This is a genomic window from Vibrio sp. 10N.222.51.C5 (genome assembly GCF_041474575.1).
Taxonomy (GTDB): Bacteria; Pseudomonadota; Gammaproteobacteria; order Enterobacterales; family Vibrionaceae; genus Vibrio; species Vibrio crassostreae_C.
The window spans coordinates 1-16,340 of record NZ_JBFRUJ010000045.1 but is presented as its reverse complement, the minus strand read 5'-3'; the positions used below and the strand labels follow the sequence as shown (position 1 = coordinate 16,340).

Below are 16,340 nucleotides of genomic sequence, written 5' to 3'. Positions count from 1 at the left end.
ACTTCTATAAAGTTTGGCTAATGAGTGACAGCTTGCTTATTGAACGCGCTTTTGGTGATCAAAAAAGGGAAGCCGAAGCTTCCCTTTTAATTTATGTCGTTTGATAACCGTGCGTGTTTACTTCGAACCTGTATACACAACCAACACCTTGTCATCTTGGTATTGGCGTTCGAAGGCGTAATAACCCTTGCTGTTACGGATGATGTGCTTACCTTGCGCGACAGCTGGGTGGCGTTGGCGGAATTGGCCAAGCGCTTGCCAATGTTCTAGCAACTCTGCACGTTCGCCGGAGATTTGATCCCAAGGCATGTCTGAACGGGTGCCTTGCATTGGATCGGAACCTGTTGGGCCAAAGTCACGGGCTATTTCATCACCGTAATAGATCTGTACCGCGCCCGGAGCAAGCATTAATGCATTCGCGGCTTTGGTCTGCTTGGCAAAGTCGCTGCCGTGCTGTGTCCAGAATAGTGAGGTGTCGTGAGACGAGAGATAACTCAACACATTGAACTCGCTGTCACTGTTGATCTTGTCTGCGTAGCGAAGGTAATCAGCATCAAGATCGGATAGACACTTCAGCGCCTTAGGGGCGATGTCGCTCTGGAATTCAAAGTTGATGATCGAATCAAAGCCGTTAGCAAAGTAATCTGATTTGACTACGCTGTGTGCCCACACTTCGCCAGTCATCCAGAAAGGTAAATCATCTAAGGCTTTGTCTGGGTTGCTCTGTTTCCACTCAGCTAGTGCTTGGTTAGTGCTCTCTTTAAGCTCTGCCCAGGCGTCCAGTTCAACGTGCTTGGCAGTATCGACCCTAAATCCATCAACACCATATTCGCGCACCCAGTCAGACAACCAAGTGATCAGATGTTCACGAGGTGTTTTGAGTTCATCAGTCGCGCTGGTGGATTTGTTGCGATAGAAGTTAGGAAGCCCGGTTGTCTCTGTCGATTCTGTTTTGAAATCGGGCAAGTGCGCCAAAGACATGGTGAGGTTGTTGTATCCAGGAGAGTCATAGGCGCCGATATCGCTGCGTAGCCAAGCTTTGCCCCACCACTTTTCCCACGCTTCTTTGTCGCTGTAAGAGATGTAGTTGTTGAAGTAGTGCCAGTTCTGGCCTTTAGCGGGTTGCCAGTCTGTCCAGTTTTCGCCAAGTGTTTGTTTGGCTTCTTCATCAGTTAGGTTGAGCTTACCAAAGTCGAACTCTTGCATGTCGGCAAGCGTCGCGTATCCCGTGTGGTTCATTACCACATCCCAAACAACACGAATGCCTTTGCTATGCGCGGTATCGATGAAGGTTTTTAGCTCGTCTTCGGTGCCCATGTTGTCATCGAGCTTGGTCCAATCTTGATGGTAGTAGCCGTGGTAGCCGTAGTGTTTGAAGTCACCTCGATCACCGCCGCCAACCCAGCCGTGGATTTGCTCTAACGGAGACGTTATCCAGATAGCATTAGCACCGAGTGATTCTATGTAATCGAGTTTTTCGGTTAAGCCTGCCAAGTCACCACCGTGGAAGGTGCCGATTTCGTCTTGTCCATCTTGGCTGCGACCGTAACTGTTGTCGTTATCAGGATTACCATTGTGGAAACGGTCAGTCATTACGAAGTAAACCGTGGCGTTATCCCAACTAAAGTCAGCTTTGGTTTCTGGTTCTACTTTCTCAAGCAGCAGAACACCTTGGCTATTTTCTGCTGGCTGCATGGTGACGCTGCCATTCGTTACTGTGACTTGTTTGCCTGAAAGAGCGTCTCTAACCACGGTGCCATCATCAAAGGTTTGAGCAACGTCGATGATAGTTGGTTCGTCACTAGGAACCGGACAAGCAAAGCTTTGTACTTGTTGTTGCTTCGGCTTTATCTGAACGGTCAGTTCATTGGTTTGTGGGTTGAGCATAAACTGATAGGTGTTAGCGCGAAAGATCTTGATATCTAATTCAGACTTCTCGGCGCAGTCGTCTAGGCGAAGGGGTTTATTGAATTTGATGCGGTTTTCTTCAGCCAGCGCATAGTTGGTGCCACAGGTATTTTGAGTATCGCTGATAGAGAAGGTATAGCTACCTTTCGCGAGTTCCTGTTCTGCAATCACGGTGCCTTTACCGGATGATTCGAATACGACAGTGTCGTTATCAATTGTCAGTAATAGGTTGTTGTCACTAGTTTGGCTGCATGCGCTGAGTGCGAGTATTGAAAGCGCGAGTACTGTTTTTTTCATTGTTCCCTTCCCCTGAATAAACAGGTCAGTTATAGCAAACAATGCCCTCTACAGTCTGAGTGCTGTTTCATTCAGTTAATCAATAAGACCTCTACAAACAAATGCTTGGTTCACAAAAACAAAAAGGGAAGCTTTCGCTTCCCTTTGGGTGTTTACCGTTAATTACTCAGAGTATGACTTAGAGTAATTGTCTCACTTGTGCTTATTTTTGCAGTAGAGAGATGTCAGCAATCTGTAGGAACAGGTTACGTAGGTTGTTCAGTAGCGTTAGACGGTTCTTCTTAAGCGCTTCGTCATCAGCCATAACCATTACGTTATCGAAGAATGCATCAACTGGTTCACGTAGATCAGCAAGCTTGCTTAGGGCTTCTTGGTAGTTACCTGTTGCGAATGCTGGTTCTAGTGCTTCCGTCATTACTTCAACGTTTTCAGCCAGTGCTTTCTCTGCGTCTTCTTGAAGAAGCGTTAGGTCGATTTCAGCTGGTAGCTCGCCATCGAATTTCGCAAGGATATTACCTACACGCTTGTTCGCTGCTGCTAGTGCTTCTGCTGCTTCCAGTTCACGGAAGTGAGAAACCGCTTTAACACGTTGGTCAAAGTCAGCAGGCTTAGTTGGACGACGTGCTAGTACCGCTTGGATGATATCAACGCTGAAACCAGCATCTTGGTACCATGCGCGGAAACGACCTAGCATGAAGTCGATAACGTCAGCTTCTACGTTTTTGTTAGTCAGCTTGTCGCCTAGTAGCTCTTTCGCTTTGCCGATCAGATCGGTTAGGTCTAGGTTGTAGCCGTTTTCAACGATGATACGTAGCACACCTAGAGACGCACGACGAAGTGCAAATGGGTCAGAACCTTTTGGTGCTTGGCCAATACCGAAGATACCTACGATAGTGTCTAGCTTGTCTGCCATTGCTACTGCTGAAGAGATACCCGTGCTTGGTAGATCGTCACCCGCGAAACGAGGCATGTATTGCTCGTAAAGTGCCAGTGCAACTTGCTCGTCTTCACCGTCGTGAGTCGCGTAGTGCATGCCCATCACACCTTGAGTATCCGTAAATTCGAATACCATAGAGGTCATTAGGTCACACTTAGCCAGTAGGCCTGCGCGCTTAGACTTCTCAACGTCAGCATCGATTTGCTCAGCAATGTAGCCTGCAAGCTCTGTGATGCGGTCTGTTTTGTCTTTGATAGTACCCAATTGCTTCTGGAAGATAGCCTGGTCTAGTTCAGCAAGACGGTCGATAAGCGGGCGCTTACGGTCTGTGTTGAAGAAGAATTCAGCATCAGCAAGACGTGGGCGTACCACTTTCTCGTTACCTTCGATAACGTGACGAGGCTCTTTAGACTCGATGTTCGATACGAAGATGAAGTTCGGTAGTAGCTTCTTGTTGTCATCGTAAACAGGGAAGTACTTTTGGTCACCCTTCATGGTGTAAACCAAAGCTTCAGAAGGGACTTTTAGGAACTCTTCTTCAAACTTCGCTGTCAGTACTACTGGCCATTCAACCAGAGACGTTACTTCTTCAACAAGGTCATCTTCTAGGTCAGCTGTACCGCCAACCGCAGCTGCCGCTTTTTGCGAATCAGCAAGGATGATCGCTTTACGCGCTTCGTAATCTGCCATTACTTTACCGCGCTCTTCTAGGATCGCAGGGTATTGGTCAGCAGAGTCGATTGTGAACTCTTGTTCGCCCATGAAACGGTGGCCACGGATAGTACGAGCAGATGCTACGCCTAGGATTTCGCCTTCAACAAGCTCATCACCTAGTAGTACTGTCAGTGTTTTTACTGGACGGATAAATTGAATGTCTGAGTTACCCCAGCGCATTGCTTTAGGGATTGGTAGGCCAGCTAGTGCTTTCGCAGCGATGTCCATCACCAATTCTTGAACAGGTTTGCCAGCCACTTCTTGTTTGAAAAGAAGCCACTCGCCTTTGTCTGTTTTCAGACGGTCAGCTTGCTCAACAGTAATACCGTTACCACGAGCCCAACCTTGTGCCGCTTTAGTCGCGTTGCCTTCAGCATCGAATGCCACAGAAACAGCAGGGCCACGTTTCTCAACCACTTTGTCTGCTTGGCCTTCAGCCAGTGCAGTTACTTTAAGTGCTAGACGACGAGGTGCTGCGTACCACTTGATGCCTTCGTGAGAAAGCTCAGCCGTTTTAAGACCTGCTTCAAAGTTAGAAGCAAACGCTTCTGCTAGAGAACGAAGTGCTGTTGGTGGAAGCTCTTCCGTACCCAGTTCAATTAGAAAATTCTTCGCCATGATTATTTACCTTCCTTCTTACACATTGGGAAGCCAAGCGCTTCACGTGACGCGTAGTACGCTTCAGCAACTGATTTAGTCAGGTTGCGGATACGAAGGATGTAACGTTGACGCTCTGTTACAGAGATAGCTTTGCGCGCATCAAGGATGTTGAATGCGTGACCTGCTTTTAGAATGCGCTCGTAAGCTGGAAGCGGCAGTGGCTTCTCAAGCTCAAGTAGCTCTTTACACTCTTTCTCGCACTGGTCGAAGAAAGTGAATAGGAAATCTACGTCTGCGTGCTCGAAGTTGTACGTCGATTGCTCAACTTCGTTTTGGTGGAAGATGTCACCGTAAGTCACGTTAGAACCGTCTGGTGCTACGTTCCATACTAGGTCGTAAACAGAATCTACTTCCTGGATGTACATTGCTAGACGCTCGATACCGTAAGTGATCTCGCCAGTTACTGGCTTACACTCAAGGCCGCCAACCTGTTGGAAGTAAGTAAACTGAGTTACTTCCATGCCGTTTAGCCATACTTCCCAACCAAGGCCCCATGCGCCTAGTGTTGGGTTTTCCCAGTTATCCTCAACGAAGCGAATGTCGTGAACAAGTGGGTCAACACCAAGAACCTCTAGGGAGCCTAGGTACAACTCTTGGATATTGTCTGGCGATGGTTTTAGCGCTACTTGGAATTGGTAGTAGTGCTGCAGACGGTTCGGGTTTTCACCGTAACGGCCATCGGTCGGACGACGAGAAGGTTGAACGTAAGCTGTAGACATTGGCTCTGGGCCAAGTGCTCGTAGACATGTCATTGGGTGAGAGGTGCCTGCACCTACTTCCATATCTAGAGGTTGAACAATGGTACAACCGTTTTGAGCCCAGTAATCCTGCAGCGCGAGGATCATTCCCTGGAAGGTTTTGATATCGTATTTTTGCATAGTCAGGTTCGCGCGATTCTTTTAAATGAATGAGAAAAATAACCTCTGAGTATACCGAGATATTCGTAAAGCGAGTAGGGGTAATCTTGTTTAATTAGTGGTCTAAAATGTCGTTTAGTGGATTTTTGTGCCTTTAATGTTTGTTTTTCGGCACAAGTGGATATTTTGATAACTTTGACACTTGTGTTTGAAAGCATGGGCTATTAAAATCTCGCGGTCTTTGGGGAGTAGCTTACTTATTCATATCCTATTGAATGAGTTCGTTCGTCAACATAATTGATGCAAAATCATCATGGCGTTCGAGGCAACCACCACCTTGGTGGTGCTTAGCAAGACCATAGACAAGCATCGTGAACCGGGATGGGGCGCGAGGTTTGTCTTTGGTTAAATATAATAATCCCCATCCCAAATGAGCATGTCGTGAGCGTTTTAGCAATTTCAATTACAACTGTCGCCTTAGCCGAGATCGGTGATAAGACTCAGTTGCTATCTCTTTTATTAGCCAGTCGATATCGCAAGCCGATACCTATCATCGCAGCTATCTTCTTTGCCACCATTGCCAATCATGCCCTTGCAGCATGGCTCGGGGTCGTGGTTGCTGATTATCTTTCACCTGAAGTATTAAAGTGGGTGCTGGTGGTCAGTTTCATTGCGATGGCTGGCTGGATTTTGATTCCCGATAAGTTAGATGACGATGAACAGATCTCAAACCGAGGACCGTTTGTCGCCAGTTTTATCGCTTTCTTTATTGCTGAGATCGGCGATAAAACCCAAATTGCGACCTCTATCCTAGGGGCTCAATATGCGGATGCATTAGCGTGGGTGATTCTGGGTACAACCATTGGTATGTTGCTGGCAAATGTGCCTGTGGTGATCATCGGTAAGCTGTCTGCTGATAAGATGCCTCTTGATCTGATTCGTAAGATCACAGCCTTGCTATTCGTGGGTTTAGCTATCGCTGCTGCTTTCTATTAACAGGTGGTATTGAGTCTTATTATACTCAATCAGTAGAGTAATGTGTTGTAGGTCATACTCTTACAGTATTGTGGGGTTTATCGAGCGAATGGACATATAACTGTCATACTTGTCATGATATTTTAATCTTGTGAGTTAAGAACACGAGGGCATGATTATGTTGACGCGTTATATGGGTATTACTCCACAAAGCCAAAGTTATCTATTTACTTTTGGTCTTGCACTTACACTGTTAGGCATGGTGTTGACGGACATGTGGCTGCCAATGGTCGCGGGTGCCATCATCATGACTGCACTTGCGGTAGAGGCTTGGATTCGGGTCGCGCATATTATTCCGATGCGCAAAGATATCCGAGAAATTCAGCATCAGCTGGAGCATCTGCAAAACAAATCTAGAAGCGAATAAACAAAAAGCCGCTCGTACTCTGAGTTCTGTTTAAGAACATAAGGTACGAGCGGCTTTTTTGATACTTGATAGTCGTTGGGGCGTTACGCCTCCAATCCCTTTCTGATCAAATACTGGTAAGGCAACGTTTCTGTTGCTTGGCCTACCAACTGGTGATCCATGAATCGACAAAAGCTCGGAATATCTCGAGTTGTCGAAGGATCGTCAGCTTTTACCAGTAACACATCGCCATCCTGCATGTTTCTAATTGTCTTCCTGACCATCATTACTGGTTCCGGGCAACGCAGGCCTTCAGCTTCTAAAGTATGGGTTGCCAGTTCAGGTTTGAATGTCATGGTTTGTATCTCTATATCTATCTAACGAGTGAATAATACGTCTGCAGAAAAAATATGCAATAAGTGCTTGGCAAACAGAATCATTTCCTATAACTTAGTTAACAAGTTGATAACAACTTGAAGCAAAGGCAACTAGCTAAGGAGTGGCGATGTTGACAGGATTAGATAGATTAACAATTTATTCGGTTCTCTGTTTTATTTCTTTTTGTGCGTTAGTACTACGCTCATCGACAGAGACCTCACTGATGCCTATTTTTGGCATAGTAGCAACGATTATTGGTATTTGGGTAGAGATGCGCCGTTGGCAAGGCATAGCCGAAGAGCAAGAGCACTAACCCGAATACAGCAAGCGAATTCCGATACGACAACATTCCGACACTATCCCCAAATTTTCTTGGGCTTCCCCGCGTAATTGCGGGATTTTTTTTATCTAAAGCATGCTATAAACAACTTAGTGACTAATGGCAATCGTATACAGCTAGGTAAGTGGCGTGGAATTAGAAGACATCTATCGTAGAGACCTTAATTTATTGGTCGCTTTAAAGGTATTGATTGAAGAGGGCAGCGTAAGCCAGGCCGCGCTTCGTCTTAACTTAAGCCAATCCGCAACCAGTCGAGTATTAGGGCGTTTAAGAGAATTACTAAACGATCCGTTGTTTACACGTCAAGGTCAGCACCTTATTCCTACCAAGAAAGCACTCGAGATCAGTCAGCGTATTGATCAGCCTTTGGAGTCTTTTCGCCAATTGCTGAGTCCGAGTGACTTTGACCCTTACTATTGCAGCGAACGTTTTCTGATCGCTACCACCGATTATGCGATGCAAACCATCTTGCCTTATGCGTTGCCTAAGATTTATGAACAAGCACCCAATATCTCTTTGGAGTTTGCTCCGTTGCAGCATGAGCATTTGTTTAAACAGCTCAGCACCGAACGCGTTGATATGGCGATCTGTCGTCCGAGTGGCAGCATTGCACCACTTCATCAAGAAGTCTTGGGGCCGGTTGGTGTGTCGTGTCTGTTATCTAAAAACCATCCATTAGCCGATCAACCTTTAAGCCTTGCAGACTATGTTTCACTCCCACATGCGATGATTGCGATCAGTGATGGTGTTAAGGCTTTATTGGACAACGCTTTAGCTAATCAACAACCCAGAAAAATGGTACTGCGTGCTTATCACCTTGAAGCGGCATTGGCGATTGTCGATAGAATGCCGTTGGTGATTACTGTGCCTGCTGATTTGGCTTATTTGGTAGCAGAGCGTTATGACTTGGTTGTTAAGCCATTACCATTTGAATTTATGCCGTTTGATTACTCACTGATCTGGCACTCGCGTTGCGATTCTTCTGCTTCACAACAATGGTTAAGAAGAGTGGTAAAAGAAGAGTGTGGTGAGTTGATTCAAAAACGGATTGCGGATGTCGGTTTGGGTTAACCGGATCTGAGTCTGAGTTCACTTGACCCGAATGACAAAAACGCAAAAGGGCTGATAAAAATCAGCCCTTTGTTGTTTTGGGTTATCCAAGCCTAAAGCTGTTGCTTAAGGTTTGATAACTTTATGTTTGAGAGCCTATAGTTTAATGACTACGCGACCAGTGATTTGACCGTTAGTGATGTCTTCTGCTGCTTGAATTGCACCGTCTAAAGACACTTCTTTGGTTGCTTGAGCGTAGAAAGATTCTGGTAGTAGCTCAGCCAGTTGTTCCCACGCTTTAATACGTTTTTCACGAGGGCACATTACAGAATCAACACCTTGTAGGCGAACGTTACGCAGAATGAATGGCATTACCGTGGTTGGTAAGTCAAAACCGCCTGCTAGACCACACATCGCAACCGCACCGTTGTAATCAATTTGCGCCAATACTTTCGCAAGCACTTTGCTGCCTACCGTATCGATAGCGCCAGCCCACAGTTGTTTTTCTAGTGGCTTAGCTGGTTCTTCTAGTTCAGCACGCTCTACAATACGTGTCGCGCCTAGTGATTTAAGTAGTTCACCGTTTACAGAAGCACGGCCAGTCACTGCTGCCACTTTGTAGCCCAGTTGGTTTAGTAGAGTGATAGATACGCTACCTACACCGCCACTTGCGCCGGTAACTAGGATTTCACCGTCTTCAGGCTTGATGCCAGCATCGACAATAGCTTGAACACAAAGCATTGCTGTGAAGCCTGCTGTACCAATCGCCATTACTTTCTTAGCGTCTAGACCTTTAGGCATCGGCACTAACCAGTCACCGTTTAGGCTTGCTTTCTCAGCCATGCCGCCCCAGTGACCTTCACCAACACCCCAACCAGTTAGAACCACTTCGTCGCCTGCTTTGTAGCGAGGGTCATCAGATTGTGAAACCACACCAGAAAGGTCGATACCAGGAACCATAGGGAAGTTGCGAACAATGCGCCCTTTACCTGTAATCGCCAAACCATCTTTGTAGTTCAAAGAAGAGTAGCTAACATCAATCTTCACGTTACCTTCTGGTAATTGAGATTCTTCAATTTGAGAAACTGACGCGATAGTTTTTTTGTCTTCTTGGTTTAGTACAAGTGCTTTAAACATGATCTGCTCCGTGGAGGAATATTAGGAAACTGAAGTAACTTTAGTTGAATCATCCGAGAAAAAATAATGAAACATCAACATTGAATATATGCGTTTTGTGCATAGATGTCAGGGTTGGTTTTTCTCTCGTTGAGTTAGCTGAACACAATCGATGCATTGTTGGATGCCAAGCAATAAAAAGTGCAGCTATATAAATATAGCTGCACAAAAGATTACCCTTCAAATATTACAGTCAGTAAACGCTATGGGCGTTCAAATACCGTTGCAATACCTTGGCCTAAACCAATACACATAGTCGCCAAGCCGTATTTCACGTCTTGTGCTTCCATCAGGTTGATTAGCGTCGTCGAGATACGAGAACCAGAACAGCCTAGTGGGTGACCCAGAGCAATCGCACCGCCGTTAAGGTTTACTTTCTCGTCAACAACATCCAGTAGACCTAAGTCTTTAGCACAAGGTAGAGATTGAGCAGCAAACGCTTCGTTTAACTCAATCACACCCATGTCTTCAATGGTTAGTCCTGCACGTTTAAGTGCTTTTTGGGTTGCTGGTACTGGGCCGTAACCCATGATTGAAGGATCGCAGCCAGCGATAGCCATAGACTTCACGCGAGCGCGAATCTTAAGGCCAAGTGCGTTAGCTTTCTCTTCGCTCATGATAAGCATTGCAGAAGCACCATCAGACAGAGCTGATGAAGTACCTGCTGTTACTGTGCCGTTTGCTGGGTCAAATACCGGACGCAGCTGGGATAAGCCTTCAACTGTTGTCTCTGGGCGAATGACTTCGTCGTAATCCAGAGTGAACAGAGAACCGTCTGCAGCGTGAGCTTCGGTTGGCAGGATTTCATTTTTGAAACGACCTTCAACCGTAGCTGCTTGAGCGCGAGCATGTGAGCGTGCTGCGAATGCATCTTGGTCTTCACGGCTAATACCGTGCATTTTGCCTAACATCTCAGCGGTTAGCCCCATCATGCCGGCCGCTTTTGCTACGTGTTTTGACATGCCTGGGTGAAAATCAACACCATGGTTCATTGGTACGTGGCCCATGTGCTCCACACCACCAATCAGGCAGATTTCAGCATCACCAACCATGATAGAGCGAGTTGCATCATGCAAAGCTTGCATAGATGAACCACATAAACGGTTGACTGTTACAGCGCCAATCTCAATCGGTAGACCAGCAAGCAAGGCAGCGTTACGTGCAACGTTGAAGCCTTGCTCTAGTGTTTGTTGTACACAACCCCAGTAAATATCTTCAATTTCGACAGGGTTTACTTCTGGGTTGCGCTCTAAAATGCCTTTCATCAAATGTGCAGACAGATCTTCAGCACGAGTGTGACGGAAAGCTCCACCTTTGGAACGTCCCATTGGGGTGCGAAGGCAATCAACAACAACTACATTTTTCATTTTGCTATTCCTTTTCCAAATGTGGGTTACAGAGAACTGGCTTGTTGGCTGTCGTAAAAGCTTTCGCCCTTCGCTGCCATATCAAGCAATAGCTGAGGAACTTGGTACATTGCACCTAAGTCTTGGTAGCCTTTCGCCATTTCAACGAAGTTACCAATGCCCACACTGTCTAAGTAGCGGAATACGCCGCCTCTAAATGGAGGGAAGCCTAAACCGTAAACCAGTGCCATATCCGCTTCTTGCGGTGTCGCGATAATGCCTTCTTCTAGACAAAGCACCACTTCGTTGATCATTGGAATCATCACGCGCTGGATAATTGTTTGGTCATCAAAATCTTGTGGTGCTTGACATACGTCAGCCAAGATAGGAAGAATGTCTTCAGAGAAGGTTTTCTTAGGGCGACCGCGTTTGTCTACGCTGTATGTGTAGAAACCGCTGCCGTTCTTCTGGCCGTATTTTTCAGCGACATAAAGCGCGTCGATCGCATCACGACCTTCTTTGCCCATACGCTCTGGGAAACCTTGCGCCATTACTGCTTGTGCGTGGTGTGCTGTATCTAGGCCCACAACGTCTAGTAAGTATGCTGGGCCCATTGGCCAACCGAACTTACGCTCCATCACTTTATCGATCTTGGTGAAGTCAGCGCCGTCACGTAGCAACATGCTGAAACCGCCAAAGTAAGGGAAAAGTACACGGTTAACGAAGAAGCCTGGGCAGTCGTTAACAACGATAGGGGATTTGCCCATCTTCGCTGCGTAAGCGACTACGCGATTAATGGTTTCTTCTGAAGTATGCTCGCCACGGATGATCTCAACCAAAGGCATGCGGTGTACTGGGTTAAAGAAGTGCATGCCACAGAAGTTTTCTGGGCGTTTTAGAGATTTTGCTAGCAGGTTGATCGGAATCGTTGAGGTGTTTGATGTAAGAACGGTGTCTTCACCCACGAGACCTTCAACTTCACTCAGCACTGCTGCTTTTACTTTAGGGTTTTCTACAACGGCTTCCACAATCACATCTGATTGCTCAACACCTGCATAATGCAGACTTGGAGTAATAGAAGACAGAATGCCTGCCATCTTGAATCCATCTAGGCGACCGCGTGATAAGCGTTTATTCAACAACTTAGAAGCTTCGTTCATACCAAGATCAAGAGACGCCTGTGCGATGTCTTTCATCATCACTGGCACGCCTTTCAATGCTGACTGGTAAGCAATACCGCCGCCCATGATGCCAGCACCAAGTACTGCAGCACGTTCAGTCGCTTTATTTGCAGATTTACCAGCCTGTTTTGCTAAGCCTTTAATATATTGGTCATTTAAGAACAGACCAACCAGTGCTTTCGCTTCTTCAGATTTTGCTAGCTTAACGAAGTGTTTACGTTCGATGTCGAGTGCTGCATCGCGATCGCTACGTGCTGCTTCTTCAATCGCAATCACAGAAGTAATCGGAGCTGGGTAGTGAGGCCCTGCTTTTTGAGCCACTAAGCCTTTAGCCATAGTAAAGCTCATCATCGCTTCGAGTTTGCTTAGTGAAAGCGCTGATGTTTTTTGTTTACGGCGTAATTGCCAGTCTAATTTTTCATTAGCAGCCAGAGAAACGGTGTTGATTGCCGACTCTAGTAACTGGTCTGTTTCAACAATCGCATCTAACAAGCCAACTTTAAGCGCTTCATCTGCACGGCATGCTTTGCCTTGCGTGATAATTTCCATTGCGCTGTCAGCACCGATAACACGAGGTAGGCGCACACAACCACCAAAACCAGGCATGATGCCGAGTTTGGTTTCGGGTAGGCCAATGCTGGTGGACTTGTCACCGATACGGAAATCAGTAGCGAGTACACATTCACAACCGCCGCCAAGGGCATGGCCACGCATCATTGAAAGAGTTGGGACAGGGAGGTCTTCGAGCTTGCTGAAGATTGAATTAGCGAATCTTAACCATTCATCAAGTTCTGCTTCTGGCTTAGCAAATAGGCCAAGAAATTCAGTGATGTCTGCGCCTACAATGAACGCGTCTTTGTTTGAAGTTAAGATTAAACCACGTAATCCTGCGTGAGCATTAAGAGCATCTAACGCTTTGTCTAGTGATTCTAAAGTAGCAAGGTCGAGTTTGTTTACAGAGGCTGGTGCACAGAAGCTTAATTCCGCAATACCATCTTGTAATTCCTTTACCTGTAGGGTGTTAGCTTGGTAAATCATTGTCTATCTCCATGACATACAATCCACGATTGTTTGAGAGAATCTTGTTATCTTTCTATTATTGTAGAATACCTGGTAAGACCAGTTATCTTAGTCTGTACCTCTGCTTGATTAATTTCAATACATTTTTTAAACAATTGTTTAACATTGTGCGATGGCACAGATCCTCTAACCCTTATTATTCACGCGTGATACACTTCGTCGCTCTTATTAACTAAGTTAACGATATGAATGAACAGCCTTATTTAATACCTTCTGCGTCGGCTCTGTTTGAAGAAGAGATAAAAAAGAGCGTCTTTATTACGCATCTTGCTCATACTCCAAGTGTAGAAGCTGCAAAACAGTTCGTAGAACAGGTGAAAAAAGAGCATTCTTCAGCACGACATAACTGTTGGGGTTTTGTTGCTGGTCGACCTGAAGACTCAATGCTTTGGGGTTTCAGTGATGATGGTGAACCCTCAGGTACAGCGGGTAAGCCGATTTTGGCGCAACTGTCTGGTTCTGGAGTCGGTGAATTAACGGCTGTGGTCACTCGTTATTCTGGCGGAATCAAGCTTGGTACCGGTGGTTTGGTTAAGGCTTATGGTGGTGGCGTACAACAAGCTCTCAAGCTGCTTCAAACTATCGAGAAAAAAATAACCACAAAATTACGGCTAGAGTTAGACTATGGCTTTGTGCCGATCGCACAATCCATCATGGCTCAGCATCAGGCTGTTGAGGTCCAAGCGGATTATGGTGTTCAAGTTGAGCTTATTATTGAAATAGAGCTCCTTCAGGTAGATTCGTTTACCCAAACCATGATCAATAAAAGCGGTGCTAAGGCACTGGTAACGAAAGTCAAAGACAACTAGGAAGTGTGAAGCATTTCGCTTCGTTCAATAGCTCATGCAATTTCGCTCAATTATTCGAATCGTCGGATTATTATTAGCACTTTTTAGTGTATCAATGCTTGCTCCTGCGCTCGTCGCACTGATCTATCGAGATGGTGCGGGTGTGCCATTTGTGACGACCTTCTTCGTCCTCTTATTCTGTGGAGCAACTTGCTGGTTTCCAAACCGACGCTATAAGCATGAATTGAAAGCTCGTGATGGCTTTTTGATTGTAGTTCTGTTTTGGACGGTAATCGGTAGTGCGGGTGCGCTGCCGTTTTTGATCGCCGATAACCCCAATGTGTCGGTAACCGATGCTTTCTTCGAATCCTTCTCTGCATTAACTACGACAGGTGCGACCGTAATTGTCGGCCTCGATGATCTGCCTAAGGCGATTCTGTTTTACCGTCAGTTCCTACAATGGTTCGGTGGTATGGGTATCATCGTATTAGCGGTAGCCATCCTCCCTGTTCTGGGTATTGGTGGTATGCAGCTATATCGTGCTGAAATCCCGGGTCCAGTAAAAGATAGCAAGATGACTCCGCGTATTGCTGAAACGGCAAAAGCGCTTTGGTACATCTACCTGAGCTTAACCATTGCTTGTGCAGTAGCTTTTTGGCTTGCTGGGATGAGCTTCTTTGATGCCATCAGTCATAGCTTCTCTACTATTGCGATTGGTGGCTTCTCGACTCACGATGCGAGCATGGGGTATTTCAATAGCCCTGCGATCAACATGATTACAGTTGTGTTCCTTCTTATATCCGCATGTAACTATTCGCTTCACTTTGCTGCATTTGCTTCAGGTGGTGTGCATCCTAAGTATTATTGGAAAGATCCTGAATTCCGCGCCTTTATCTTTATTCAAGCGGTTTTGTTCTTAGTTTGTTTCTTATTACTGCTTAATCACCACTCTTATGACTCGTATTACGATGCCTTTGATCAAGCCTTGTTCCAAACGGTATCTATATCGACGACCGCAGGCTTCACTACCACTGGTTTTTCTGAGTGGCCGTTATTCTTACCTGTGCTGCTTCTGTTCTCTTCTTTTATAGGTGGCTGTGCAGGTTCAACGGGCGGTGGTATGAAAGTCATTCGAATCTTATTGCTTACTTTGCAAGGTGCTCGTGAAATGAAGCGCCTTGTCCACCCGCGTGCTGTCTATACCATTAAGGTTGGCGGTTCTGCGTTACCACAACGTGTTGTTGATGCGGTTTGGGGCTTCTTCTCTGCATACGCATTGGTTTTTGTGGTTTGTATGTTGGCTCTTATTGCTACTGGGATGGATGAGCTGAGTGCTTTCTCTGCCGTAGCGGCAACATTGAATAACCTTGGCCCGGGCTTAGGTGAAGTGGCAATGCACTTCGGCGATGTGAATGATAAGGCCAAATGGGTGTTGATCGTATCTATGCTGTTTGGCCGATTAGAAATCTTCACCTTATTAATCTTATTGACCCCTACGTTTTGGCGTAGCTAAGGACAACATTGTGGCAAAAGCTCTATTTTTGTATTCAAGCCGTGAAGGGCAGACCAAGAAAATCTTGAACTATATAAAAGAAGAAATGAGTGAGTTCGAATGTGAGCTTCAAGATCTGCACACTATTGGCAAGGTGGACTTTGCTCAGTACGACAGAGTGTTGATTGGCGCATCGATTCGTTATGGCCACCTTAATAAGAAGCTATATCAATTTATTGATGCCAACCTTACTCAGTTGCAATCAAGCAAGGTTGCGTTCTTCTGTGTTAACTTAACGGCGCGTAAAGAAGACCAAGGCAAAGATACACCAGAAGGCAGTGCGTATATTAAGAAGTTCCTTACCAAGTCTCCATGGCAGCCGACTTTAATCGGTGTATTTGCAGGTGCCCTCTATTACCCACGTTATAACTGGTTCGATAGAACCATGATCCGCTTTATTATGAATATGACAGGTGGTGAAACGGATACAACGAAGGAAGTTGAGTACACAAACTGGGAAAAAGTCTCTTTGTTCACTAAAAAACTGAAGAATATGTAAGATAAAAGCCTACTTTTGAGGCGTTTTGAGTTCTTTTTAATCGAACGAATAAAAAAACGAAAAAAACTTAAAAAAGGGCTTGCCAGTGTGATCGAAATCTCTATAATGCCACCTCGCTGACACGGGATGGCTTCTTAGGAAACCAGAACGAATCAGCAAGCCAAATTAGCCAAGCCAAGCGCTTGAAAAAAGTTTT

General features: G+C 45.8%; 14 protein-coding genes and 1 riboswitch. Of the genes, 7 read left to right on the top strand and 7 right to left on the bottom strand.

Going from position 1 to position 16,340, the window contains the following annotated elements; genetic code table 11:
* Positions 1 to 117 precede the first annotated feature (117 nt).
* From AB4558_RS14055 to glyQ, 3 genes are all read right to left on the bottom strand, one after another.
* Complete coding sequence (locus tag AB4558_RS14055; RefSeq protein WP_017069554.1) at positions 118 to 2,205, bottom strand: alpha-amylase; 2,088 nt, start codon at positions 2,203 to 2,205, stop codon at positions 118 to 120.
* A gap of 202 nt (positions 2,206 to 2,407) precedes the next feature.
* The gene (gene glyS / locus AB4558_RS14050; protein WP_017058814.1) at positions 2,408 to 4,474 is read right to left on the bottom strand and encodes a glycine--tRNA ligase subunit beta; all 2,067 of its coding nucleotides are present in this window, start codon (positions 4,472 to 4,474) and stop codon (positions 2,408 to 2,410) included.
* 2 nt (positions 4,475 to 4,476) lie between these two features.
* Positions 4,477 to 5,394: a glycine--tRNA ligase subunit alpha gene (glyQ, locus tag AB4558_RS14045; RefSeq protein WP_017058815.1), complete on the bottom strand. Its 918-nt coding sequence runs from the start codon at positions 5,392 to 5,394 to the stop codon at positions 4,477 to 4,479.
* A gap of 210 nt (positions 5,395 to 5,604) precedes the next feature.
* Positions 5,605 to 5,721: riboswitch (yybP-ykoY riboswitch) on the top strand.
* 93 nt (positions 5,722 to 5,814) lie between these two features.
* On the opposite strand from glyQ, the gene AB4558_RS14040 reads away from it, so the two are divergent.
* On the top strand, positions 5,815 to 6,369 hold the full coding sequence (locus AB4558_RS14040; protein ID WP_017058817.1) for a TMEM165/GDT1 family protein: 555 nt from the start codon (positions 5,815 to 5,817) through the stop codon (positions 6,367 to 6,369).
* A 151-nt stretch (positions 6,370 to 6,520) separates the two neighbouring features.
* Positions 6,521 to 6,775 carry a hypothetical protein gene (locus tag AB4558_RS14035; RefSeq protein ID WP_017058818.1) on the top strand — a complete coding sequence of 85 codons (255 nt, stop codon included), beginning with the start codon at positions 6,521 to 6,523 and terminating at the stop codon, positions 6,773 to 6,775.
* Positions 6,776 to 6,858: 83 nt separating this feature from the next.
* On the opposite strand, the gene tusA is transcribed toward AB4558_RS14035, so the two are convergent.
* Positions 6,859 to 7,110 (bottom strand): sulfurtransferase TusA, encoded by a 252-nt coding sequence (gene tusA, locus AB4558_RS14030; protein WP_004736675.1) that lies wholly within the window; start codon positions 7,108 to 7,110, stop codon positions 6,859 to 6,861.
* Positions 7,111 to 7,259: 149 nt separating this feature from the next.
* Here tusA and AB4558_RS14025 point away from each other — a divergent pair, with 149 nt between their 5' ends.
* Positions 7,260 to 7,445 carry a hypothetical protein gene (locus AB4558_RS14025; RefSeq protein ID WP_004736674.1) on the top strand — a complete coding sequence of 62 codons (186 nt, stop codon included), beginning with the start codon at positions 7,260 to 7,262 and terminating at the stop codon, positions 7,443 to 7,445.
* Positions 7,446 to 7,601: 156 nt separating this feature from the next.
* Positions 7,602 to 8,543 carry a LysR family transcriptional regulator gene (locus tag AB4558_RS14020; protein ID WP_017058819.1) on the top strand — a complete coding sequence of 314 codons (942 nt, stop codon included), beginning with the start codon at positions 7,602 to 7,604 and terminating at the stop codon, positions 8,541 to 8,543.
* A gap of 135 nt (positions 8,544 to 8,678) precedes the next feature.
* Here the strand turns inward: AB4558_RS14020 and AB4558_RS14015 are convergent, their stop codons facing one another.
* The 3 genes from AB4558_RS14015 to fadB all read right to left on the bottom strand — a co-directional run bounded on the left by AB4558_RS14015 (position 8,679) and on the right by fadB (position 13,263).
* Positions 8,679 to 9,659 carry an MDR family oxidoreductase gene (locus AB4558_RS14015; RefSeq protein WP_017058820.1) on the bottom strand — a complete coding sequence of 327 codons (981 nt, stop codon included), beginning with the start codon at positions 9,657 to 9,659 and terminating at the stop codon, positions 8,679 to 8,681.
* A 242-nt stretch (positions 9,660 to 9,901) separates the two neighbouring features.
* Positions 9,902 to 11,065, bottom strand: a complete 1,164-nt coding sequence (fadA, locus tag AB4558_RS14010; RefSeq protein WP_017058821.1) for an acetyl-CoA C-acyltransferase FadA — start codon at positions 11,063 to 11,065, stop codon at positions 9,902 to 9,904.
* Positions 11,066 to 11,091: 26 nt separating this feature from the next.
* On the bottom strand, positions 11,092 to 13,263 hold the full coding sequence (fadB, locus tag AB4558_RS14005) for a fatty acid oxidation complex subunit alpha FadB (RefSeq protein ID WP_372073285.1): 2,172 nt from the start codon (positions 13,261 to 13,263) through the stop codon (positions 11,092 to 11,094).
* A 227-nt stretch (positions 13,264 to 13,490) separates the two neighbouring features.
* On the opposite strand from fadB, the gene AB4558_RS14000 reads away from it, so the two are divergent.
* From AB4558_RS14000 to hemG, 3 genes are read left to right on the top strand one after another with little or no spacing between them, the layout of a single operon-like run.
* The gene (locus tag AB4558_RS14000; protein ID WP_017058823.1) at positions 13,491 to 14,114 is read left to right on the top strand and encodes a YigZ family protein; all 624 of its coding nucleotides are present in this window, start codon (positions 13,491 to 13,493) and stop codon (positions 14,112 to 14,114) included.
* 34 nt (positions 14,115 to 14,148) lie between these two features.
* Complete coding sequence (locus tag AB4558_RS13995) at positions 14,149 to 15,606, top strand: TrkH family potassium uptake protein (protein ID WP_017077285.1); 1,458 nt, start codon at positions 14,149 to 14,151, stop codon at positions 15,604 to 15,606.
* 10 nt (positions 15,607 to 15,616) lie between these two features.
* A complete protein-coding gene (hemG, locus tag AB4558_RS13990) occupies positions 15,617 to 16,144 on the top strand; it encodes a menaquinone-dependent protoporphyrinogen IX dehydrogenase (protein ID WP_137001711.1) in 528 nt (175 codons plus the stop codon).
* Positions 16,145 to 16,340 lie beyond the last annotated feature (196 nt).

What these genes read in the sequence shown, in the direction of transcription:
- AB4558_RS14055 (WP_017069554.1), bottom strand. Translation starts at nt 2,205, where the DNA reads ATGAAAAAAACAGTACTCGCGCTTTCAATACTCGCACTCAGCGCATGC.
- glyS (WP_017058814.1), bottom strand. Translation starts at nt 4,474, where the DNA reads ATGGCGAAGAATTTTCTAATTGAACTGGGTACGGAAGAGCTTCCACCA.
- glyQ (WP_017058815.1), bottom strand. Translation starts at nt 5,394, where the DNA reads ATGCAAAAATACGATATCAAAACCTTCCAGGGAATGATCCTCGCGCTG.
- AB4558_RS14035 (WP_017058818.1), top strand. Translation starts at nt 6,521, where the DNA reads ATGATTATGTTGACGCGTTATATGGGTATTACTCCACAAAGCCAAAGT.
- tusA (WP_004736675.1), bottom strand. Translation starts at nt 7,110, where the DNA reads ATGACATTCAAACCTGAACTGGCAACCCATACTTTAGAAGCTGAAGGC.
- AB4558_RS14025 (WP_004736674.1), top strand. Translation starts at nt 7,260, where the DNA reads ATGTTGACAGGATTAGATAGATTAACAATTTATTCGGTTCTCTGTTTT.
- AB4558_RS14015 (WP_017058820.1), bottom strand. Translation starts at nt 9,659, where the DNA reads ATGTTTAAAGCACTTGTACTAAACCAAGAAGACAAAAAAACTATCGCG.
- fadA (WP_017058821.1), bottom strand. Translation starts at nt 11,065, where the DNA reads ATGAAAAATGTAGTTGTTGTTGATTGCCTTCGCACCCCAATGGGACGT.
- fadB (WP_372073285.1), bottom strand. Translation starts at nt 13,263, where the DNA reads ATGATTTACCAAGCTAACACCCTACAGGTAAAGGAATTACAAGATGGT.
- AB4558_RS14000 (WP_017058823.1), top strand. Translation starts at nt 13,491, where the DNA reads ATGAATGAACAGCCTTATTTAATACCTTCTGCGTCGGCTCTGTTTGAA.
- AB4558_RS13995 (WP_017077285.1), top strand. Translation starts at nt 14,149, where the DNA reads ATGCAATTTCGCTCAATTATTCGAATCGTCGGATTATTATTAGCACTT.